Source organism: Moraxella sp. CTOTU48841, assembly GCF_032061225.1.
GTDB classification, from domain to species: domain Bacteria; phylum Pseudomonadota; class Gammaproteobacteria; order Pseudomonadales; family Moraxellaceae; genus Faucicola; species Faucicola cinerea.
In genome coordinates this window covers 548,279-570,066 of the sequence record NZ_DAMBFQ010000001.1, presented here as the reverse complement: position 1 = coordinate 570,066, position 21,788 = coordinate 548,279, and the positions used below count along the sequence as shown (strand labels likewise).

Sequence of the window (21,788 nt, the reverse complement as noted above, 5' to 3'; positions counted from 1 at the left end):
ATGCAAAATAATCTCTTATTACCCGCCTTGATATTTATTCCAATCATTGCAGGTTTTCTGTGCTGGTTGGTTGAAAAAGTTGATGAACGTTTTCCGCGTTGGATTGCGTTTCTTGGCATGCTATTAACGTTTTTGATTACGGTAGCTATTTGGCAAAACGGTAACTTTATTGGCTCAGCACAAACCATTGCTGAGGTGACTGCTAAACCGACTTGGTTGGCAGAGTTTCAACTATCTTGGATGCCCTCATTGGGGGTCAGTTTCCATCTAGCCATTGATGGGTTATCGCTGTTGATGGTGAGCCTAACAGCCTTCTTAGGTATGATGGCGGTGGCGTGTTCATGGGGTGAGATTACTCGCCGTGTGGGCTTCTTCCATCTTAATCTACTTTGGAGTTTGGGCGGTGTTATTGGTGTTTTCCTAGCAATCGATATGTTCTTGTTCTTCTTCTTTTGGGAGATGATGTTAGTTCCTATCTATTTCTTGATTGCAGTTTGGGGACACAATGCGATTGGCGGTAAAACCAAAGAATATGCCGCAACCAAATTCTTTATTTATACCCAAGCATCGGGTCTGATTATGTTGATTGGTATTTTGATTTTGGTGATGATTCATGCATCAACCACTGGTCAAATAACTTTTAACTATATGGACTTGCTAGGTACAGATCTTGGCAAATGGCAATACCCAATCATGCTGATGTTCTTTATTGGCTTTGCGGTTAAATTACCAATTTTCCCACTGCATGGGTGGCTACCCGATGCGCACGCGCAGGCACCGACTGCAGGTTCGGTGGATTTGGCTGGTATTTTGATTAAAACTGCGGCGTATGGTTTATTGCGGTTTGTCCTACCACTATTCCCAGAAGCCAGTGCTCAGTTTGCACCGATTGCGATTACCTTGGGCGGTATTGGTATTTTCTACGGGGCTTGGCTTGCGTTTATGCAGCAAGATATCAAGCGGTTACTGGCTTATACCAGTATTTCACATATGGGTTTTGTGGTACTTGCGTTGTATGCCGGTACGTTAATTAGTTTCCAAGGCTTGATGATTCAAATGTTGGCACATGGTCTTAGCTCAGCGGCATTATTTATCATGAGTGGTCAGCTTTATGAGCGTCTACATACCCGTGATTTGAGCCAAATGGGTGGTATGTGGGGTCAAATGCGTTATTACCCACCGTTACTTATGTTCTTTGCCGCGGCATTATTAGGTATTCCAGGTACCGGTAATTTTATTGGTGAGTTCTTAATTCTTCTAGGGTCTTTTGCCTCGCATCCTGTGGCAGTGGTGTTTGCTACCTTTAGCTTAGTCGTTGCAGGTTTATACGCATTAATTATGATTTATAAAGCATTATTTGGTACGCCAACAGCGACGATTGAGAAAATGTCACCGATGCGTGATATCAATGCGCGTGAAGCGGCAATCTTGTTGGTGCTTGGGTTTGGTTTATTATGGTTAGGTCTATATCCGCAATCATTCTTAGATACCTCTGATCACAGTATGCACTGGATTAGTGAGGCATATCATGTCCAGCAAGTTGCACCTACTTCTCAAGAGCCATTTGCTCATATGGAGGTAAAATAGATGAATCCTATTATTCCATTTGCTAGCAATGTGCTCATGCCATTGTTTCCAATGATTTTAATTTCAATCACCACGGTGGTGGTGATGATTGCCATCGCCATGAAGCGTTCAAATTTTGTGGCAGGTACCATTAGTGTGATTGGCCTTAATGCCACCTTGTTTGTTGTGCTTATACAATTATTGGGTGGCAATGCTGATAGCATATTGCATGGTCTGTATGAATTATTTACGCCATCGCAAGGCTTGATTGCTCCCTTATTTGTGGTGGATAGTTTTGCCCAGTTCAATATGGTGATTATTTTAATCAGCTCGCTTGCGTGTTTTACCTTGGCGTATGGTTACATTGGGGGCTATCGCGATAATAAAGAAGAGTTGTATTTGCTACTGCTTATCTCAACATTGGGCGCGCTGTTTATGGTATGCGCTGATAACTTAGCTTCTTTCTTTGTCAGCTTAGAGTTATTGTCGGTACCGCTATATGGTATGTTGGCTTATACTTATGCGCGTGGTAAATCGTTAGAAGCGGGTTTTAAATACCTCATTTTATCGGCGACAGCCTCTGCTACCATGTTGATGGGTATGGCATTAATCTACTCAAACACAGGTACTTTGTCATTCCGTCAAATTGGTATGGCAATCGTACCCATGTTTCAAAATGGTATCGTTATGCCGATTTTGGTAGTGGGGACTGCATTAATGTTATTTGGTATTGCCTTTAAACTCTCAGCAGTACCATTCCATACTTGGACGCCAGACGTTTACCAAGGTGCGCCTGCGCCTGTGGCGACTTTCTTAGGCAGTGTTTCCAAAGTAGCTATGATGGCGCTAGGATTACGTTTCTTATTGTCTACGGCAACTTTAGCCTTGCCAGCAATCAATACCTTGATTGTGGTGATTGCCAGTTTATCGATGATTATCGGTAACGTACTGGCGCTTCGTCAGCACAATATAAAACGTCTGTTAGCCTATTCATCTATTGCGCACATCGGCTATGTGTTAGCCATCATCAGCGCAGTGAAAGTTGAATCAGCAGGTTTTGTCAGCCTTTACATGGCAGTGTATGCGTTTACCACCATTGGTGCGTTCGGTGTCGTGACTATCATGTCAAGCCCGTACAAACGTCAAGGTGAAGCAGAGTTGGTTGAAAACTTCCAAGGTATTTTCTGGCAACGTCCTGTGCTAACCGCTGTATTGACTGTGATGCTATTATCATTGGCAGGTATTCCATTGACCGCCGGGTTTATCAGCAAATTCTTTGCGATTTTTGCTACCGTTTCTGCGCAAAGTTGGTGGCTCACTGCCATGATTATCGTGGGTAGTGCAATTAGCTTGTATTACTATCTAAATCTTATGGTCACCTTGTTTAGACGTCCCCAAGAAGTACAGCCGCACGATGCGGTCAATCATTGGGGTATTCAAGCAGGCGGCATCATGGTGTTGTTGGTGACGTTAGCGGTATTGTACTTCGGTATTTTCCCCGAAACATTATCAAAAATTATCACGCTAGTTCGCATATATTAATCCAATTTTAGTACTGCGACATAAAAAAGCGTATCTTAGTTCATTAAGGTACGCTTTTTTGTTTATAATGATGCAAAAAAATGGTCAAGATAACATGTCAGATGATAAAAGTATTCGCGTTAAAGTGATTGAAGTGACCCGTTGGGCGCCCACCTTGCTAAGTTTTAAAGTCACGCGCCCCGATGGCTTTAAATTTACCGCAGGGCAATTTGTTAGGCTCGGTATCCATGGCAAAGATTTACAATATTTTGCAAATAACCATGAGACCAAGTTAATAACTTCTGAGACGCAAGATGAAGAGGAGCAAGGTTATGAGGCGCAAGGTCAGCCCATTGACCTTGATGGCTATGTGTTTCGCGCCTATTCCGTCGCATCTTCGCCCTATGATGAATTTATTGAATTTTTCTCGGTGGTCATTCCTGAGGGAGAATTTACCAGTAAGGTCAATCATATCCAAGTGGGCGATAGTTTATTGCTTAATACCACGCCATTTGGCTATTTGACCTTAGCCCGCTACCAGTTACCCCTGCCTAATGATTTATGGTTACTGGCAACAGGCACAGGTTTAGCCCCATTTTTATCGATTTTAAAGACCATCGAGGTATGGCAGCAATATCAGCGCATTATTTTGGTGTACAGCGCACGCACCTCGCAAGAGCTTGCTTATCAAGCGGAGATTGGGTCAATTAAGTCAATCTATGGCGACAATGGGGCAGCGTTTGTATTTTTGCCCATTGTCACACGGGAAGCCGATTATGCCGGGGAAAAAGCGCGTATTCCTAACTTGATAGTGTCGAGCAAGTTAACCGAGTTGGTAGGGCAAAAACTGGATAAAGAGCGCAGTCATGTGATGCTGTGTGGTAACCCACAAATGGTCGAAGATACCAAAGAAGCCTTAAAATCGCTTGGATTGACCATGAATCGGCGCGGCGAAGGCAATATCGCCGTTGAAAACTATTGGTAAGCATCTCTTTAACTGGCAAAGTACAATCGGTAAAAAAATCAGTAGAGTAAAAGCGGTAAAGGATGAGGGTTAATACCGATGAAAAATACTAAGCCGCTTTTGTGGCGTTATTGGTCACTGCAGGATTATCCGCTTCGGTAATCAATTGGTCATTACTACCTATATTGAGAATTTCACCGACGTTGGCATTGGCTCTCAGCAGTAGTTGCTGTTCAGCAAGATAGCCATGATTTACCTGCACCTTGCGCAGCGTTGCCATGATTTTTTCGTTTTTCTTCAGCCAGCGACCAATATCGAGATACAAGATATCATCTTTTTGGTGCACCAAATTGATTTTCTCTAAAATCATGCCGAGCGGGTCTTTCTTTAACACCCGTTTAAAAAACCAAAGCGCCGCATGAATCGCTTTTGATTTAACATAGGAATCTGAATACAAGGCAATGACATCGGTGTCAGTTAATTGCTGAAATACCAAGCGTTGGCGATAACGGTCAAATTGGGCATGTACCACACCTAAGTTGACAGCAAGGTCAGCGAAAATGCCTTTATAGTTAACCGTTGCATACAGTCGAAGCCAGCCTTCATGAATCTCTAGATGCATGGCCAATATCGCTTTGACTTTTGCCACCACAAATTTTTGAATGGCATCGTTTAGCTGCTTTTCGGTGGCGGGCACGATAAACTCTTGACCGGCAAAATCTTCGATTTTTTCATACCACGTTTGTGATTTTTGTATCAGCGCACGTGCGATTTCTTCAGAATGGGTGGCAAAAAATTCATCCAGTTGCGTTTTGCTTGTTATCACTATCGTTTCTCAGTTTTTTTATATTTGTATTGAAAGCTATTATTGTAGTCAGTTTTTGGGCATTGTAAAGTTTCTAATCAACTTGTGGTTCTGTCTACAAAAAATCTTGTAACATTGATTGCTAACAGCTAATCGCTCACCACTGATTGCTAATGGTGTATGAATTTAGCTTCAGCCAAGGTTTGATTTAATCTATACTATCTGCGCGTTATAATACATGAGTGATTTGTATTTTTTTTAGTAAGGTTGTGGAGATAGCGTCGTCATCGCTCAAAGGGTTATATTTTGGTGTATAGCAAAGACAGCCACCGTGATGTTTTTCAAAAGTTAATGCCACATACTGCGGCTTGCAAAGACAGCGTCATGCTATTTGCTACCATTACGGCGGTGGCGATCCATGCGGCTGTTATTTTTGGTATTCAATTTGAAGATAAAAGCTCACCAACCGCAGCGGTGCAAGAAGTCACCACGGTGTTGACCGAAAATCTGCAAAAGAATGAAAAAGCCGATTTTATCGCCAATGCCGGCCAGCAAGGTGGCGGTGAGTCCAACGAAAAGCTACGGCTTGAAAACAATACCATGAGTCCTTTAGAAGACGAAGCAATCAATGACACCGATGATATCGTGAGTCAAGAACGCCAAAAGCGTCAAGAAGCGTTTCAAGAAAGTTATTTACGTACCACGTTAAGCTTTGAAAAAATCCGCAGAGAAAATAATAATAAAAAACAAGACGATAGCGAAAATCTAGCCGCGCAAGAACAACGGGTACAGGCACAAATTGCCACCCTTGAAACCAAAATCAGCAGTAACCGCCAATTACTAGCCAAAAAATCTGCGGTCAAAACTATCAGCAGCAACTCCACCACCACGGGTGAAGCCGCGCGCTATATCGAGAATTTTCGCCAACAAGCCTATCATATTGGCAACCAGCAATATCCCCAAGAAGCCCGCGCCAAAGGCATCAAAGGCGATGTCATGCTGATGGTGATTATCGAGCCTAACGGGCAAGTCAAATCTATCAAAGTGTTACAGTCATCAGGCGCTACCATCTTGGATGAAGCAGCAAAAAATTCGGTGCGTAAAGCCGCGCCATTTGGTAAGTTCTCAAAGGAAATGCAAGATTATTTGGAGCTGCGTATTATCCGTACTTGGCGATTTGGCGATACCTTAACCGTTGATGACCAAAACCCCGCAATTTAACTTTTCACTAACTATGCTAAAGGCTGTCTTATGTCAACCGTACTACACAAAGAATTGGCGCTATTTGACCTCGATAACACCCTCATTGATACCGATAGTGACTATATGTGGGGTGAGTTTTTGGTCAAACATCATCTGGTAGAAGAAGCGCTGTATCGGGCTAAAAATCGGGAGTTTTATGAGCACTATATCGCAGGGACGCTCGATGCAGTCGTCTATAATGAGTTTGTGGCAGGCTTTTTAAAACAGCATACTTTAGCGCAGTTGCACCAGTGGCGTGAGCAATATTTACAAGAAGAAATTGCGCCAAAAGTGCGTCCAAAAGCGGTTAACGCTATCCAATCGCATTTACAAGCAGGGCACGATGTGGTGGTGATTTCCGCCACCAATGCCTTTGTGGTTAAAGCAATTGCTAACAAATTATTTTTGGTAGAGGAAGATAATATTTTAGCCACTGAGCTTGAAGTCACCGAGCAGGGGTACACGGGTAAGGTCGCAGGGCAGCCAAACTTTAAAGAGGGCAAAATCATTCATTTAAAAAATTGGATTGCTCAAAAAAACGCACAAGGCATAACTTATACCAAAACTTATGCCTATTCGGATTCAAAAAATGATTTGCCGCTATTAGAATGGGCAGATGTGGCGATTGCGGTATGCCCCGATGATACTCTACACGCGCATGCCTTAGCGCATCATTGGGCAGTGGAAGATTGGTCGATAAAAGCACAGGCGTAGTAGGCAACAGCTAAGATGAATGGCGACAGCTGAGATGAATCCAGTGACAGATTCAGGTATAATGGCGCATTTTTCATAGTAACACGTTAAGGTAACCTCGCATGGAAATCAACCCGTATTTAGAGCATATCAAAGACTTAACTGACCGTGGCAACCAGCTTCGGGGGTATCTTTGACATCGAAGCCAAGCAAGAGCGTTTGGAAGAAGTCAATTTAGAGCTTGAGAACCCAGAATTGTGGAACGACCCAGAGCGTGCCACCAAAATCAGTAAAGAAAAATCGCAGCTTGATAATGTCATTGGCGTGATTACCGCTTTAGATGACAAGTTAGAAGACGCCAAAGCCATGATTGACTTAGCGGTGGAAGCCGATGATACAACGCTATTGGCAGACGTACAAGCAGAACTCGATGAGGCCGAAGCCAAAGTCGCAGATTTAGAGTTTAAACGTATGTTTAGCGGTGAAATGGATGGCAACAACTGTTATGTTGATATCCAGTCAGGCTCAGGCGGTACCGAAGCACAAGACTGGGCAGAGATGCTGCTGCGGATGTATTTACGTTGGTGTGAATCACATGGCTTTAAAGCCGAAATCATGGAACTATCAGCAGGTGGTGTCGCAGGGATTAAAAGCGCATCGATTCATGTCAAAGGTGACTATGCGTTTGGCTGGTTACGTACCGAAATCGGTGTGCATCGTTTAGTGAGAAAATCACCGTTTGATAGCAACAACGGTCGCCACACGTCGTTTGCGGCGGTGTTTGTATCGCCTGAAATCGATGATAATATCGAGATTGATATCAATCCTGCCGATTTACGCATCGATACTTATCGCTCAAGCGGTGCCGGCGGTCAGCACGTTAATACCACCGACTCTGCGGTGCGTATCACCCACCAACCGACAGGGATTGTGGTTGCGTGTCAAAATGAACGTAGCCAACATGCCAACAAAGACACGGCAATGAAAATGCTACGTGCCAAACTGTACGAGCGTGAAATGATGCAGCGCATGGAAAAACAACAAGCGCTAGAAGACACCAAATCGGATATCGGTTGGGGTAGTCAAATTCGCTCGTATGTGCTCGATGACTCGCGGATTAAGGATTTGCGTACAGGGGTGGAAACTTCCAATACCCAAGCGGTTCTGGATGGTGATTTGGATAAATTTATCGAAGCGAGCCTAAAAGCAGGGCTTTGATTTAACTGCATTGGCCACAATAACCCATTGCTAATTTATCCGCACTTGCTAAAATTAGAGGGTCAATTTTTTAGTTGACGCTCTTTTTTTTCATAAGGATTTGATATGCTGTACCAATGGCAAGACAAAAAACCCACCTATCAGGCACCCTTCACAGGCTGGGTCGCCGAATCTGCTGAAGTCATCGGCGATGTGCATTTAGCTGATAACGTCAGTGTATGGTTTGGCGCGGTGATACGTGCGGACAATGCACCGATTTATTTGGGCAAAAATAGTAATGTGCAAGAAAACAGTGTGATACACACCGATGAAGGTATCGCCGTCACCATTGGCGAAGGCGTGACGATTGGGCATTTGGCGATGCTTCACGGCTGCACCGTTGGTGATAATAGCTTGATTGGTATCGGTGCGATTGTGCTCAATAATGCCCAAATCGGCAAAAACTGCATCATCGGTGCCAATGCGCTTGTCACCGAAAATATGCAAATCCCAGATAATTCCATCGTGATGGGTAGCCCAGCTAAAGTTGTCAAAACCTTGCCGCAGGCGCGTGAAGTGATGCTTCAGCTATCCGCATTACATTATGTTGATAAAGCCCATGCTTTTAAAGCTGGACTTAAACCCATAGCGATTGAGTATTAAGTTTTTTGCGTATTAAGTTGTTATAAAGTAATTCAAAAAAAATTTGACTAAAAAAAGGATAGTCAATTTACTATCCTTTTTTTATGCAATACATGATTAAGCAATACGTTGTCTCAGCGCTGCCGCACGTTCTAGCAATGCCGGGTTATCGCTATCTTTGATTTCATCAAGCAAGCGTTTGGCACTGTCGTATTCCCCTAAATTCACATACTGTTCTGCCAAATCTACGTTTAACGTATCCGTGTCGATATCCTTAATCACATCAAGTATCGCTGATAAATCTTCAACAACTGGTGCTGTTGTTGGGCTTCCCTCATCTGCAATCGATGTTGTTTCAGGACTAGCGGTTGGGGTCGTAGTTGTCTGATTAGTTGCTTGAATAGCTGCATCATCAAAAGACAAATCAATCAAGTCGTCCGATGGGGTAGGCTCAGTAACCAAGACATTTGACGTAGCGTCTTGCGCTTTGGTCGTGTCATCGTCTAGCGCAAAATCAAACATATCATCTGAGATAAGTAGCGAATCAGATTGGCTAGGGGCGCTAACTTCTGTCAAGTCAACAACAGGCTCAGCGACCGATGGGGTAGCAGCTGTGGCTAATGTGGCTGCTTCTGTTTGGCGTAGTAATTCATCATCCAAAGCAAACGATGCGATATCTGTGGCTTCATCACTTGCAACCGGTACAGAAGTCGCTGCATCGGAAGTTAGATTGCTAGATGCTTTGGTATCTGACGCGTCAAAGCTTAAGGCTGCTTCTGCAGTAACATCATTGATTGGAGTAACCGCTGGCTCAGCGTTCAACTCAAAGTCGAAATCAAAATCATCTGCGATATTGTTGTCAGCGCTCGGTGCAGCCGTTGGGGTCGTTAGCATTGGCGCTGCAGCCGTAGCGGCAGTCGCTGACGGAATATTTGGTAAACTAAAGTCAAAATCAAAATCGCTGTCGCTAATAGCATTGTTATTAACGTTACTTGCCAAAGTGGTGTTTACAGGTTCATCTATCGGCGCAAAAATTTCGGTAGTCGATTCTAGGACAGGCGCTGGGACAGTCTCGGCGGTCGCGGGCTGTTTGCTAGGTAGATCAAAATCGTCAAAAGTGAACTCATTTGATTGTGATTGCGCCGCTGTAGTTTCAGTGGGGAGAGGGGCTATTTTGGTTTCAGGTACATCGAGTGCAAAGTCAAAATCTAATTCATTATCGGCTTTGCTGCTAATACCATCAACTGGGTTTGCTGGCTGTGCCACTTGAGTGACGGTCGGCCTGACAACATGTAAGGTGCTGTTGATTGCGGGTTTATCACTGTCTTGTTTAAACCCTGGCAAATCAAAATCAAGTCCATCAGGTTCAACCGCTTCAGCGGTATGGGTCATCGCTGTGCTGCGTGCATTTATCGATTGTTCTTCATCTACCAGCGTTTTTAGGTTATTGGCTTGGGCGTTGAGATTGAGGGTTTGAGCAGCCTGCAAAGTCGATTGCGGCAGGTTAGGCGCAGCATAGGGGCTTGGTTGCTGTGATTGACGTTGCAGTTCTAGTTCGCGTTGCTGCTCAGCCAAGGTTTTTGGACGTTTGACTTGGGTCTGAGTATTAACTATCGTCTGGTTTTTACCTTTTTTCATCAAGAAAACGCCAGCAACAATTACCAAAATCACCACTGCTGCGATACCTATCATTATCGGATCCATCTTTCACCTCATCGTTACGGTAGATAGTTATCATTAGGGCATAGCAAGATATGAGCTACCGCTTTATGCGACTAATGAATCACCACAAATTTGTTGTACGGTATGAAATGACACAGCACGCAGGCAATATCATCCACGCGCTGTATTATTTTTTGTTTAACTCTTTTAAGCGTTTTTCTAATTGGGCAAGCTTGGTGTTTTGTATTTTCAAGCGATTTTCCGCGCCTACTAAGTCTTGATTGAGTTTGTTAACTTTAGTGGCTTGCTGGGCGGTGGCTTGGCGTTTTTGCTGCACTTGCGCCGCTACTTGGGATGGCATCGCTTTGCCTAATTTGTTGTTGGTACTTTGACCCTGCACTGAACCATTGGTATGATTAGGTGCGATGATGGTCATTTCAGATTTTTTAGTCGCTGCGTATGGCCGCGGTGTTTTTTGTGCTTTACGTGTCTTTTTTGTCGTTTTTAGGGTGGCTGGTTGTTTAGCAGCAGATTTTTTGCTCGGGACGCGTTTTTTGTTTTGACGATATTGTTGTCGCGCTTTATTGGCCGATTTTATCCCAATTTGTGAAGGGACTACTTTATATTTTGGGATTTGTAATTGGGTATTGGCGACAAGTTTGGTTGGGTCATTATCGGGGAACGCGGTCGGGTTGGCTGACATGATATCTGCCATCACTTGATCGACATCTTTGCGGTTTGCCGCTGCGATATTACTGGCGATGGTCCAAAGGTTGTCATTGCGCTGTAGTGTATAAGTGGTTGTCTCGCCAATGATTTGCGGGTTCTTGGCGCTATACTTAAATTTGGATTTGGATTTGTCTGAAGGTTGATTGCCATAACTAGCTGCTGGGCTTGGCAATTGATTATCTGCGGCGCTGGTTGGGATGGGGTTTTGCGTTTGTGGCACGGCTTGCGTATAGACAGTGCCATTTGGCTGAACAGATCGAACCGTTCGCGTCTCTTGAATACGCAGGTAGTCACTGTTTTCGCTAGCCAGTGTCATTGGGGCGGCGCCAGCGGGCATACCAGTTGTAGGTAAATTAGGCAGCTGGTTGATGGTGGTTGATGGCAACGTTATCGCTTGCATGGGCATAGCGTCAGGTGACATAACAGGCAACTGCACAGGATTGGCCGAACCTATGACGATGTTTTGCGCGGGTGATTGAAAAGCCGTGGTATTGGCTTGCGTGGTGATTTTTTGTGCGCTGTCGATGGGCATCAACAAGGTTTTTGGCAGCGTTTTGGTCACGCCATTTTCCGTGATATTGAGCACCACATCGGTAAATGGGGCATTAATCGCACGTTTGGTGGTCAATACAATCTGACCGCCATTGCTACTGGTTGGGACAAATTTGATTTGAATATCGGCATCTTTTGATAAGCCTAGCTGGCGATACACATCAGCTTGGGCGACTGTGACAGAGAAAGTCCTTGGGTTGATATCACTGACATTAATACTGGCGTTTAAAGGTTGGTTTTGTTGAGTTTGTACATAAGTATCGCCAATATTGACGGCATAAGCGACAATGGGAAGCGATAATGGAAAACCCAATACCAAGTGTACAGAGTATTTTTGCCAAGACATAAAAAATCCTTGCTGAAGGTATCATAGCCTAGTTAGGGGTGTTAAAAAATGCCTACTTGTGTGGTCGCATGGTAGTCAATATACCGACAGGCAATATTCAAACATCGAATTAATCGATAGTCCAACAACTTGACAAAAGTTTCCGTCAAATTATCTGCTCAACTTTACACTTTTTGTCCAAAACTCTCAATAGTCTGACTCGCTTATTATTGGCATAAAGCTTGGGATAAAGCCCGCTGTTGATAGCAATTTGAGCGTGGATTGATGCTTGGATAATGACGCTGTACTATCAATACCGTGACAATACCCTGATAATGGCAATCCCTGTTTACTGGTCATGGCGTTTTTTAGGGGTAAATAACGGATTAACATTATCAGGTTTAGCCATTGAAGCATAAAAAAACACGCCCTAGTCAGCGTGTTTTTTATAAAACCTTGGGTTTATAATTGATTGCGGATAATCGCAAGTGTGCGGCGTAATGGCTCTGCCGCGCCCCATAACAACTGATCGCCTACAGTAAAGGCGGATAAATATTCGCCACCTAAATTCATCTTACGAAGACGACCTACGGCAACTTTAAGGGTGCCAGTGACCGCCACTGGGGTCAAACGCTCAACGCTTGCTGCTTTGTCATTTTCTACTACATCTAGCCACTCATTGCCACTGTCACGAAGCGCAGCTTCAATTTCTTCTAGAGGGATGTCTTTTTTTAGTTTGATGGTCAAGCCTTGTGAGTGACAACGCATGGCACCGATACGCACGCAGATACCATCAATCGGCACAATGTTGGCATTATTTTTGTCTGCATCATTGCCTAAGATTTTGTTGGTTTCAACACAGCCTTTCCATTCTTCTTTTGATTGACCGTTTTCTAGTTGTACATCAATGTATGGAATTAAGCTACCAGCAAGCGGTGCACCAAAGTATTGTTTTGGGAAGTCGCTGCTACGTTGTAATTCGGCTACTTTACGGTCAATCTCTAAAATTGCGCCTGCCGGGTTATTGAGTTCGTCTGCAACGCCATCATGGATGTAGCCCATGCCTTTGATAAGCTCACGCATATTATTGGCGCCCGCACCACTTGCCGCTTGGTAAGTCATCGCAGATACCCATTCAACCCAATCACGTTTGAACAACTCGCCAATCGCCATCAACATCAAAGATACTGTACAGTTACCACCGATAAAGTCTTTTTGACCATTTTTGATAGCGTCGTCAATGACATTGCGGTTGACAGGGTCTAGGACAATGATGCTATTGTCAGTCATACGCAGGGTGCTTGCTGCATCAATCCAGTAACCTGTCCAGCCTTTATCACGTAGCGGTTGATGGACTTCTTTAGTATAGTCGCCGCCTTGACAAGTAATAATGGCATCACAAGCCGCTAAAGCCGCTAAGTCATGTGCATCTTCAAGCTTGCTAGGGGCAATGCCATTTGGGGTAGGGGCATCGCCACCGGCATTACTGGTAGAGAAAAACACGGGGGTAATCCCTTCAAAGTCGTTTTCATCCATCATACGTTGCATTAATACCGAACCGACCATTCCACGCCATCCGACCAAACCTACGCGTAGCTGACTCATGATAACCCTTCCTTACTGTAAACAAAATAAAATAAATAGTGCAGAAAATCCACATTGATTTTTCAATTAGTAACCTGTTACCTTGCCTGTATTTGTCATGTTTTGCAAGTGAATTTTTTTTTACATGGGGCATCTATTTAGCTATAGATGGTAGGCTGATAGCGATGTCAGGGTGAAAAATAGCGTTTGGCAACACAACTGCAATTTATCAGCCGTATTTTTGTAGCTACTATATCGCCATGCTATTGATAAGAAGCTGATTATAAGAAGCTGATGATAAAAAGCTAATATTGAACAACATTAACCGCAATATAACATGAAAGGATAGACAATGACGCTGTTGTTACAGTTGCTAGCAGGTTTTGTGGTTTTTGCAACTTTTTGGGCAACCATCCCTAGGTTTGAATGGTGGTTTAGGGTTGCCGATTTTCCCAGAAATCAATTGATTTTTTTGGGGGTGGTGGCGCTCATTGGCTTATTTTGGCTGGGCGCTTTTGACAGTCGTTGGCAGATGGGATTGATTTTGCTGCTGCTTATTGCGCTGGCTATGCAAGCATACATGGTGTTGCCATATACGTTTTTGTGGAAGAAACAAGTGCAAACGGCAAAGCCAAAATCACGCGACTATCTAGTGAAATTGTTGGTTGCCAATGTGTTGACAACCAATCCAAATAAACAAGCTTTGATTGACCTTATCCATGCCCATCAACCCGATATTGTATTAACACTCGAAACTGACCAAGTGTGGCAAGACGCTTTAAGCACCATTGAGGCTGACTATCCATTTAACGTCAAAGTCCCACTCGATAATTTGTATGGTATGCATTTGTACTCAAAGCTTGAGCTTATCAATCCCCAAGTAAAATATCTGGTGGTTGATGATATTCCATCGATTCATACCCAAGTTCGCCTAGCAATGGGAAAGGTTGTTTGGCTATACTGCTTGCACCCCATGCCACCGAGTCCAACCGAAGCCGATAAATCGGTGACACGGGATGCTGAGCTGTTAATGGTAGGCAAACACATCAACGCCAACGATTTGACGGTGATTGTTGCAGGCGATCTCAACGATGTGGCTTGGTCGCATACCACACGCATGTTCCAGCGTATCTCAGGGCTACTAGACCCCCGCATTGGGCGAAAATTCATCAATACCTTTCATGCCAGTTACCCATTTTTGCGTTGGGCGCTTGACCATGTTTTTCACAGCAATCACTTCACGCTAGTATCGATGGCGCGTATGCCGAACATTGGCTCCGACCATTTCCCCGTGCTCACTACTTTACAATATGAGCCTGAAGTCATGGATGAGCAGCCTGAACCTTTGCCAAGCATCGCCGATCACCAAGAGGCGAAAGAAACCATCAAAGAAGGGATTAAAGAAGGCGAAAAGCTATCGGAAGCTCAGCGTGATAGCGCTAGTGATGCTAGCAAATTATTGAAAGGCGCATTAGAAAGCTAGCAGCGAGCAAGCTAAAACTTCATGTAAGCATTTGCTTACAACAGATTCCGCCTTTTGCGGCTAGTAACCAACCGTGCAACAAACTACAATGAACTCATCAACACAAGGATGATACCAAGGAATGGTAGTGTTGAAACGCTCAGGATGAGTAATATCATGGAAAGCCAATAATAATAACATAGTTGACATGAAGTGCCCTAAAACCCAAGTCTATTGCCCTAAGACTTGGGTTTTATCTTTTTTGGTACTTATCAATCATAATCTAGCCTAATTTAGCATAGTCTAGCTACCTTGTTTTGGCTACTTAAATACAAATGCTGCAAGGCTTATGGCAGATTTATTTTCACGGGCAGCAAATAGTCGCTGTCAATAGTCCTAGTCACCAAATAATAGCCACCAAATAATAGCCACCAAGTAATAGTCACCAAATAGTCGAAGTTTTTTAAAATAATCTTTGCTAAAATATCCGCACTTTTTAATCAAAGCTGACGGACAATGACGATGAACCAGTCTGAAATTCTTGAAGACTCACCTAAACAAGCCCCTAATAAATTTGCCCATCCAAATAATGATAGCCAATTTTTGATTGCCCCTTCGATTTTGTCGGCAGATTTTGCCCGTCTGGGCGAGGAGGTCGAGAAGGTTATTGCCGCAGGTGCGGATGTGGTGCATTTTGACGTGATGGATAATCATTATGTCCCAAATTTGACCTTTGGTAGCATGATTTGTCAGGCGCTGCGTGATTATGGGGTAACTGCGCCGATAGATGTGCATTTGATGGTGTCACCGGTTGATAGTATGATTGAGCAGTTCTTAAAAGCGGGCGCTAGCATCATTACCTTTCACCCAGAAGCCACGCAACATGTCGATCGCTCTTTACAGCTCATCAAAGATGGCGGCGCTGACTGTGGATTGGTGCTGAATCCTGCCACGCCGCTACACTATCTAGACTATGTGATGGATAAAGTTGACCAGATTTTATTGATGAGTGTTAACCCAGGGTTTGGTGGGCAAGCATTTATTGATGGTACCCTCAAAAAAATTGAAGCGGTGCGCGAAATGATTAGGCTATCGGGTCGCAATATTCGCCTTGAAGTCGATGGCGGTATCAAAGCCAGTAATATTCGTGCGGTTGCCGAAGCAGGGGCTGATATGTTTGTCGCAGGTTCAGCGATATTTAATCAACCTGATTATCGCCAAGCGATTGACGCGATGCGTGCCGAACTAGCTTTGGTCGGTCGCTTGCCAGCGTAAATGCTACACAAGCAATGATACACAAGGAAATTGGTATGGACGTTCAATCCCCATCTTTAGTACCCAAAGGGCTGACAATTGGACTGGCAATATTTGCGGTGTTGCTAGGGTTGGCAGGTTTTGGGTTTAGGTTGATGTTTGGCGATAGTTTCTCATCAATGCTGCCCTCACTGGTGAGCACCATTGCGATTTTTTGGTTGGGTATTCCACTGGCTTTTGTTGTGGGCTCGAAGGTGTTAAATCGCTACTCAGGGCGTGCACCGATTCAAAATCGCAATGCATTAACCTTGGGTTTGTTATTTAGCTGTGTGGCGATGCTATGGATGATGGCGGCATATTCGTAGCGTTTCGTTCGGCGAGTCAGTACCCCAAGACATTAACGCTAAAAATTGACGCTACACATCACACCAATCCTCAGTAATTATTAGGAATTTATTGAATGGCATTGCCACATTATACTAAGCAAGAATTATCGATTTATCCCAGTAATCTTCCAAAAGGCTTAATCAACACACTGATAGTTGCTTGCTTGCTGTTAGGGTTGGCGGCTTTACGCAGTAGTAAGGGAATACAAGGCTGGCTCAATGTCATCGAAAATTGGGTGTTTATGCTATTGTGGATTCCGCTTGCCGTCACCCTTTGCGCATTACCTTTTAAGTTACGGGATGACAGCTTTGAGCTTAAATTGGCGTATTATCTCGGCATGTTTGTGGCATTTTTATTTGAAATTAATAAACTTCGCTATTGGCATACCATGTAAACATGACGATTTAAGGTAACAGTTAATAGCTAAAAGTTTTGCGCAATACTTTTTTTGACCGATGAATTTTTAGGTTTAACCAACGCTAACATGCTTGAATTTTTAAACAGTTGCAATCATAGTAATACTATATTTGCTTTTTATAGGCAGGCTGTTATTGATAGACAAGCTGTTAGGGCGTATAGATGAATATTTTGCTCGGTATATTGTTGACTGTATTGATAAGCTTTTTGGTGTATCGATGGATAAGGCTGGCTTGGTATAAACTACATGACATGGCAGGCATTGAGGTCGGTATGTCTCAATATTCTGTGCCGCCGACAGCACCGCCGGCAAAATCAGAAACCATGCGCTTGGCGTACCAATCAAACCTGCCAATTCCCAATACCTTCGGTAGTGATAGCCGTTTTAACTTAATGCCACGTGCTAGCAAACATGCGCGCGACAAAAAATGGTTTAAAGCAAAAAATCAACAACCGCGATTATCTTCACCTTCGATTTTAGGTATTGATGGCGCGTCAATTGAACGTATGCCAACCGCTGCCGTGATGCTGCTTGATACCATCCATGACAAACTCATTCGTTATCAGGAGTGGCAACTTGACCAAAGCCAGTCAGCCAACCAACTAGACCACCCGCAAACCCAATGGTTGACTGAAAATAAGTTTGTGGTCAACCGCTTGATTGAGCAGACGATTCCCGAAGCTGTACACCAGTATGACCAAATTGCCAAATATCATCCCAGTCAGCTCAATCAAAAAATTCAGGGGGAGATGACCGCAGGCGAGATGCTGATTGAGGTATTGGATCGGGTCAATCGGCAATTAGATGAATTGCTTAATGAGATGTTTCATGAAGTCAGCCAGCAATTTGCGTCAACTTATCGCTATGTCAAAAATCGCACGTAGTTGATGGTAGATTAACATTGGTATATCAAAATGAAAAAAGCGTATCAATTTGATACGCTTTTTTTGTAAGTTACTTTTTGTGTAAATTTTATAGCGGTTAGCTACTTCTTTTTTCTTTATCGCGGCGTAAGTGATGACCCCCACGGCGCGCTTTCAGCGGTTTTTTCTCAAAGCGTTCTTGGCGGCGTTTGGCAATGCCATAAAGCCCTGTGCCTTGGCGCGGGCGAATGTTGACAAGTCCTGCTAAGGTGTCAATCTCACGGCGATCTAGCTCAAGATAGCGACCGGTACGAAGCTCCCTTGGGAGACTGACAGAGCCGTAACGGATACGTAGTAATCGGCTTACTTTTAAGCCTTGCGATTCAAATAAGCGGCGTACTTCACGATTGCGACCTTCTTTGAGTTTGACTTGGTACCATTTGTTGATACCTTCACCGCCTTTTTCAACGATGTCATCAAACTGTGCCATACCATCTTCTAGCATGACGCCACGTTTGAGATTTAAGATAATCTCCGGGGTGACTTCCCCCATCACACGCACCGCATATTCGCGCTCTATTTCATTTGATGGGTGCATCAGACGGTGAGCCAGTTCACCATCATTGGTAAATAGCAATAAACCCGTTGAGTTGATGTCTAACCGACCCACCATTACCCAGCGGTCATGGTTCAGTGGTGGCAGGCGCTCAAACACCGTGGGACGACCTTCTGGGTCATGGGCTGAGCAAATTTCGCCTTCTGGCTTGTAATACATCAATATACGGCGGCGTTTTTCGTTTTCTGCGGTATAGCGTAGCAAACGTCCATCGACTCGGATTTCATCGCCTTGTCCGACACGGTCACCAATGGTAGCGACAGTCCCGTTAACACTGACGCGACCTTCGCGAATCACATCTTCCATTTGGCGGCGCGAACCTAAGCCTAAACGGGCGAGCGCTTTTTGCAGTTTTTCGTCTTTCATTCAATAATCCTTTAATAGGTAGCAACATTTCACAATGTTGTGCTAGCATGAAACTTCATGCTTGTGCCTATTGTAGGACAAGCGATGGCTGAATGCTAGTATAAAGTCATGTGGCTAAATTTTAACCAGTATTTTAACCAAAAAGTTAACATAAATAATGTCACATTGTAAAAATTATTTTACGTTATAATTATCGACATAAGTAAATCAATACAACTACAAGGAATAATAACAATGAAAGGGCAAATAGCCAATTTCTCGCCGCAACATGGTCAAGGTATCATCATGGCGGATGACGGCAAAAATTACCCATTTACTAGCCAACAATGGCAACAAGCCACGGCACCGATGGCAGGACAACAAGTAGAATTTAGTGTTGATGCGCAGGGTTATGCAGTGGCAGTTGTCGGTCTTGCCGCAGGCAATGCAATCAATCTGAACAAACCGATAGATAGCACGATTGCGCCCATCCCTCACGGCTATACAGACACCCCTACAACTGCCAACTATGGTCAAGTTACTCACACAGCGGGCATGAATGCCGTCAATCCAGCATGGGCGATTGAAGAAAATTATGGCTTTTTTGATTGGGTTAAAAAAAGTCTCAGCAATTATGCCAATTTTAAAGGGCGCGCTAGACGTAAAGAATATTGGTATTTTTATTTGGCGTGGGTCATGTTGTATCTGGGTGCGGCAATCATCGATTATATGATTGGTACTGAGGGCATTGTGGCGGGGCTTATTGCTTTGGCGTTGGTGATTCCCAATATTGCAGTAGCTGTTCGCCGTTTACATGATGTTAATAAATCAGGTTGGTGGATGCTGATTGCTTTTATTCCCATTATTGGCGGGATTATGCTGCTGGTGTGGTATTGCACAGATACCAAGCCGAATGTCAACCAGTGGGGCGCCCCTGCTCGCCGCTTGCCTTAATGCATTCTTGATGCAGGGTCTTTAAACAGGTTCTTTAAGAAGCTGCCCAGTCGGCAGCTTTTTTATATCTCAAGCTGTTGCACATCAGCTAGCTTTGGCAAATCTTGCAAGCTTTTAAGCCCAAAGGCGGCTAAAAACGCTGGGGTGGTATGCAGTAGTGCAGGACGTCCCAGCGTATCGCGAAACCCTTGCTCAATAATCCAGCCCTTATCAAATAGTTGCCGTAAGATATTGCTCGATACAGTCACGCCACGAATTTGCTCAATATCGCCACGCGTTACCGGTTGTTTATAAGCAATCACACTTAACGTCTCTAATAACGCTTGGCTTAGGGTTTCTTGACGCTGGGGAAAAACTTGCTGAATCAGCGGGCTAAAGTCATTGGCGATTTGCAATCGGTAGCCGCTAGCGGTATCCGCTAAGGTTAACGCGCCTTGTGATAGACGCTGCTGCAAGACCGTGAGCGCCATGCTCAGTTGGTTTGGATTAATCGATAGCCAGTGACACAGCTGTTTGGCAGTAATCGGGGTTTCTGAAGCATGTAAAATCGCTTCAATAGATTTGCTATGCTGCTGGGCAAGCTGATGTTGTTGGTTAAAATCCGTCATGACGATGCCCATATCAAGGTTAGTTCGCTTACATCGGAAGATTCGTCATCGTCTTGTGCGATAAACTTTAGCATCCGCTGTTTGGCTAATTCCAAAATGGCGACAAAACTCACCACCACACCCAGTTTGCCTTGTGATTTATCTAATATGTCGTGAAAAGTGCCTTGACCCCGACTTGCCAACATACGGCTAATACTTGCCATACGCTCTGCTAATGGCACGATATCGGCTTTGACATGGTGCATTTGGTAATCGGGTTTTAGCTGCATTTTGATTAAACTGTCGGCAAGCATGGTGGCAGGATAGGGTGCAATCTCTTTGGCTAATATATCAGGGCTTGGCAAACTGGCATATGCCAAAAACACATCGCGCTCAAGCCGCATTAACGCATCGATACGCTGACTGGCGTGTTTGATTTGGGCGTATTGTTCAAGTCTGTCAATCAGCTGCTTGGTGGGGTTTTTTTCATCTTCTGGCCGTTGCGGGCTTGGTAGTAACAATTCGCTTTTGATAGCAATTAAGGTACTTGCCATCAGCAAATAATCACCTGCCAACTCAAAATGATTGTCATCCAACTCATCAATATAAGTCAGGTACTGCTCGGTAATCGGCAAAATCGCTGTGGTGGTGATATCAAAGTTATTTTTTTTGACTAAGTACAACAAAAAATCCAGCGGACCTTCAAACTGCTCTAGCCAAATGGCAAAGGCTTCGGGCGGAATATAGAGGTCTTCGGGCAGACTTTGAACAGGCGTCTCAAAAATTCGAATGGCTAAATTGGTCACTACTGTCGAACCGCCACAAACAAACCTGCCCCAATTGATAGGGTAGAGCACAGATAGTTGTTGTCCTGTTCAAAGGCTGACAAAAACACTGCTACTTCATCGGCATGAGAAATGACATTATCGACAATCAGCATATCGCCAAAGGTCAGCAATCGCTTAAAGTCAGCCACATAGTCACCATAAAACCTGCGCTCTGCATCCAAGAAAATCACATCAAAATGGGCGGTTGACTGACGTAAAAAATCCCTCGCATCGACTTGTTGTAGCGTGATATTGTGGTCAAACTGCAAGGTACGCAGGTGATTGCGCGCGGTTAGTAATCGCCACTCATCGATATCAATTGAGGTCAATGTGGCAGTATCCTCGGTATTGGCACGATTGATTTGGGCTAACGCATAGCCTAGCCATAGCGTAGAGTAGCCCGTTGATGTGCCAATTTCTAACATATTTTTAGCCCGCTTACTGATAACCAGACTGGCAAGAAACTCGGCTGAATCAGGCTCAAGGTGGCGATGTCGGTTAAGACGGTTGGGCTGGGCATCGTCAAAGGCTTTATCGGTTTGATAAAGCCTATCGGTGTAGGCTTTAAAGTGTGCAAATGACATGAGTGACTC

General features: G+C 44.2%; 22 protein-coding genes. 13 read left to right on the top strand and 9 right to left on the bottom strand.

Going from position 1 to position 21,788, the window contains the following annotated elements:
* From nuoM to RT034_RS02505, 3 genes are all read left to right on the top strand, one after another.
* Positions 1-1,587 carry an NADH-quinone oxidoreductase subunit M gene (gene nuoM / locus RT034_RS02515; protein WP_313013193.1) on the top strand — a complete coding sequence of 529 codons (1,587 nt, stop codon included), beginning with the start codon at positions 1-3 and terminating at the stop codon, positions 1,585-1,587.
* On the top strand, positions 1,588-3,108 hold the full coding sequence (locus tag RT034_RS02510) for an NADH-quinone oxidoreductase subunit N (protein ID WP_313013191.1): 1,521 nt from the start codon (positions 1,588-1,590) through the stop codon (positions 3,106-3,108).
* A 94-nt stretch (positions 3,109-3,202) separates the two neighbouring features.
* Positions 3,203-4,072 carry a ferredoxin--NADP reductase gene (locus RT034_RS02505; protein WP_313013187.1) on the top strand — a complete coding sequence of 290 codons (870 nt, stop codon included), beginning with the start codon at positions 3,203-3,205 and terminating at the stop codon, positions 4,070-4,072.
* Positions 4,073-4,160: 88 nt separating this feature from the next.
* On the opposite strand, the gene RT034_RS02500 is transcribed toward RT034_RS02505, so the two are convergent.
* Positions 4,161-4,877 carry a hypothetical protein gene (locus tag RT034_RS02500; protein ID WP_313013184.1) on the bottom strand — a complete coding sequence of 239 codons (717 nt, stop codon included), beginning with the start codon at positions 4,875-4,877 and terminating at the stop codon, positions 4,161-4,163.
* A 288-nt stretch (positions 4,878-5,165) separates the two neighbouring features.
* On the opposite strand from RT034_RS02500, the gene RT034_RS02495 reads away from it, so the two are divergent.
* From RT034_RS02495 to RT034_RS02480, 4 genes are all read left to right on the top strand, one after another.
* On the top strand, positions 5,166-6,077 hold the full coding sequence (locus RT034_RS02495) for an energy transducer TonB (protein WP_313013359.1): 912 nt from the start codon (positions 5,166-5,168) through the stop codon (positions 6,075-6,077).
* 30 nt (positions 6,078-6,107) lie between these two features.
* Positions 6,108-6,812, top strand: a complete 705-nt coding sequence (locus RT034_RS02490; RefSeq protein ID WP_313013182.1) for an HAD family hydrolase — start codon at positions 6,108-6,110, stop codon at positions 6,810-6,812.
* 101 nt (positions 6,813-6,913) lie between these two features.
* Positions 6,914-8,009 (top strand): peptide chain release factor 2 gene (prfB, locus tag RT034_RS02485; protein WP_313013179.1). Its coding sequence is split into 2 segments (ribosomal slippage): positions 6,914-6,985 and positions 6,987-8,009, totalling 1,095 coding nucleotides; the frame shifts between segments, so codons are not numbered across the junction.
* A 105-nt stretch (positions 8,010-8,114) separates the two neighbouring features.
* Complete coding sequence (locus RT034_RS02480; protein ID WP_313013176.1) at positions 8,115-8,651, top strand: gamma carbonic anhydrase family protein; 537 nt, start codon at positions 8,115-8,117, stop codon at positions 8,649-8,651.
* 96 nt (positions 8,652-8,747) lie between these two features.
* Here the strand turns inward: RT034_RS02480 and RT034_RS02475 are convergent, their stop codons facing one another.
* The 4 genes from RT034_RS02475 to asd all read right to left on the bottom strand — a co-directional run bounded on the left by RT034_RS02475 (position 8,748) and on the right by asd (position 13,503).
* Entirely contained in the window at positions 8,748-10,322 is a 1,575-nt protein-coding gene (locus RT034_RS02475) for a hypothetical protein (protein ID WP_313013174.1), read from the bottom strand.
* Positions 10,323-10,479: 157 nt separating this feature from the next.
* Complete coding sequence (locus tag RT034_RS02470; RefSeq protein WP_313013171.1) at positions 10,480-11,919, bottom strand: type IV pilus assembly protein FimV; 1,440 nt, start codon at positions 11,917-11,919, stop codon at positions 10,480-10,482.
* Positions 11,920-12,105: 186 nt separating this feature from the next.
* Positions 12,106-12,291 carry a hypothetical protein gene (locus tag RT034_RS02465; protein WP_313013168.1) on the bottom strand — a complete coding sequence of 62 codons (186 nt, stop codon included), beginning with the start codon at positions 12,289-12,291 and terminating at the stop codon, positions 12,106-12,108.
* 69 nt (positions 12,292-12,360) lie between these two features.
* Positions 12,361-13,503, bottom strand: coding sequence for an aspartate-semialdehyde dehydrogenase (gene asd / locus RT034_RS02460; protein ID WP_313013166.1), 1,143 nt, complete (start codon positions 13,501-13,503; stop codon positions 12,361-12,363).
* 331 nt (positions 13,504-13,834) lie between these two features.
* Here asd and RT034_RS02455 point away from each other — a divergent pair, with 331 nt between their 5' ends.
* From RT034_RS02455 to RT034_RS02435, 5 genes are all read left to right on the top strand, one after another.
* A complete protein-coding gene (locus RT034_RS02455) occupies positions 13,835-14,965 on the top strand; it encodes an endonuclease/exonuclease/phosphatase family protein (RefSeq protein WP_313013162.1) in 1,131 nt (376 codons plus the stop codon).
* Positions 14,966-15,466: 501 nt separating this feature from the next.
* A complete protein-coding gene (gene rpe / locus RT034_RS02450; protein WP_198510511.1) occupies positions 15,467-16,219 on the top strand; it encodes a ribulose-phosphate 3-epimerase in 753 nt (250 codons plus the stop codon).
* Positions 16,220-16,254: 35 nt separating this feature from the next.
* Entirely contained in the window at positions 16,255-16,563 is a 309-nt protein-coding gene (locus RT034_RS02445) for a hypothetical protein (protein ID WP_227523097.1), read from the top strand.
* 95 nt (positions 16,564-16,658) lie between these two features.
* Positions 16,659-16,979, top strand: coding sequence for a hypothetical protein (locus RT034_RS02440; RefSeq protein WP_313013153.1), 321 nt, complete (start codon positions 16,659-16,661; stop codon positions 16,977-16,979).
* A gap of 185 nt (positions 16,980-17,164) precedes the next feature.
* Positions 17,165-17,887: a hypothetical protein gene (locus RT034_RS02435; RefSeq protein ID WP_313013151.1), complete on the top strand. Its 723-nt coding sequence runs from the start codon at positions 17,165-17,167 to the stop codon at positions 17,885-17,887.
* 97 nt (positions 17,888-17,984) lie between these two features.
* Here the strand turns inward: RT034_RS02435 and rluB are convergent, their stop codons facing one another.
* Positions 17,985-18,848 (bottom strand): 23S rRNA pseudouridine(2605) synthase RluB, encoded by an 864-nt coding sequence (rluB, locus tag RT034_RS02430; protein ID WP_036591148.1) that lies wholly within the window; start codon positions 18,846-18,848, stop codon positions 17,985-17,987.
* A 234-nt stretch (positions 18,849-19,082) separates the two neighbouring features.
* Between rluB and RT034_RS02425 the strand changes: the two genes are divergently transcribed.
* Positions 19,083-19,781, top strand: coding sequence for a DUF805 domain-containing protein (locus RT034_RS02425; protein WP_313013146.1), 699 nt, complete (start codon positions 19,083-19,085; stop codon positions 19,779-19,781).
* Positions 19,782-19,843: 62 nt separating this feature from the next.
* Here RT034_RS02425 and scpB read toward each other — a convergent pair whose 3' ends face one another.
* The 3 genes from scpB to RT034_RS02410 are packed head-to-tail and all read right to left on the bottom strand — an operon-like array spanning position 19,844 to position 21,779.
* Positions 19,844-20,389 (bottom strand): SMC-Scp complex subunit ScpB, encoded by a 546-nt coding sequence (scpB, locus tag RT034_RS02420; RefSeq protein ID WP_007115978.1) that lies wholly within the window; start codon positions 20,387-20,389, stop codon positions 19,844-19,846.
* A complete protein-coding gene (locus RT034_RS02415) occupies positions 20,386-21,174 on the bottom strand; it encodes a segregation and condensation protein A (RefSeq protein ID WP_313013142.1) in 789 nt (262 codons plus the stop codon). Before RT034_RS02415 ends, scpB begins: the two co-directional genes overlap by 4 nt.
* Positions 21,174-21,779: an O-methyltransferase gene (locus RT034_RS02410; protein WP_313013138.1), complete on the bottom strand. Its 606-nt coding sequence runs from the start codon at positions 21,777-21,779 to the stop codon at positions 21,174-21,176. The genes RT034_RS02415 and RT034_RS02410 overlap by 1 nt, the downstream gene beginning before the upstream one ends.
* Positions 21,780-21,788: the final 9 nt, after the last annotated feature.

Coding starts and splice junctions, on each gene's coding strand:
- nuoM (WP_313013193.1), top strand. CDS start 1: ATGCAAAATAATCTCTTATTACCCGCCTTGATATTTATTCCAATCATT.
- RT034_RS02510 (WP_313013191.1), top strand. CDS start 1,588: ATGAATCCTATTATTCCATTTGCTAGCAATGTGCTCATGCCATTGTTT.
- RT034_RS02505 (WP_313013187.1), top strand. CDS start 3,203: ATGTCAGATGATAAAAGTATTCGCGTTAAAGTGATTGAAGTGACCCGT.
- RT034_RS02490 (WP_313013182.1), top strand. CDS start 6,108: ATGTCAACCGTACTACACAAAGAATTGGCGCTATTTGACCTCGATAAC.
- RT034_RS02480 (WP_313013176.1), top strand. CDS start 8,115: ATGCTGTACCAATGGCAAGACAAAAAACCCACCTATCAGGCACCCTTC.
- RT034_RS02475 (WP_313013174.1), bottom strand. CDS start 10,322: ATGATAGGTATCGCAGCAGTGGTGATTTTGGTAATTGTTGCTGGCGTT.
- RT034_RS02470 (WP_313013171.1), bottom strand. CDS start 11,919: ATGTCTTGGCAAAAATACTCTGTACACTTGGTATTGGGTTTTCCATTA.
- RT034_RS02465 (WP_313013168.1), bottom strand. CDS start 12,291: ATGTTAATCCGTTATTTACCCCTAAAAAACGCCATGACCAGTAAACAG.
- asd (WP_313013166.1), bottom strand. CDS start 13,503: ATGAGTCAGCTACGCGTAGGTTTGGTCGGATGGCGTGGAATGGTCGGT.
- RT034_RS02455 (WP_313013162.1), top strand. CDS start 13,835: ATGACGCTGTTGTTACAGTTGCTAGCAGGTTTTGTGGTTTTTGCAACT.
- rpe (WP_198510511.1), top strand. CDS start 15,467: ATGAACCAGTCTGAAATTCTTGAAGACTCACCTAAACAAGCCCCTAAT.
- RT034_RS02445 (WP_227523097.1), top strand. CDS start 16,255: ATGGACGTTCAATCCCCATCTTTAGTACCCAAAGGGCTGACAATTGGA.
- RT034_RS02440 (WP_313013153.1), top strand. CDS start 16,659: ATGGCATTGCCACATTATACTAAGCAAGAATTATCGATTTATCCCAGT.
- RT034_RS02435 (WP_313013151.1), top strand. CDS start 17,165: ATGAATATTTTGCTCGGTATATTGTTGACTGTATTGATAAGCTTTTTG.
- rluB (WP_036591148.1), bottom strand. CDS start 18,848: ATGAAAGACGAAAAACTGCAAAAAGCGCTCGCCCGTTTAGGCTTAGGT.
- RT034_RS02425 (WP_313013146.1), top strand. CDS start 19,083: ATGAAAGGGCAAATAGCCAATTTCTCGCCGCAACATGGTCAAGGTATC.
- scpB (WP_007115978.1), bottom strand. CDS start 20,389: ATGACGGATTTTAACCAACAACATCAGCTTGCCCAGCAGCATAGCAAA.
- RT034_RS02410 (WP_313013138.1), bottom strand. CDS start 21,779: ATGTCATTTGCACACTTTAAAGCCTACACCGATAGGCTTTATCAAACC.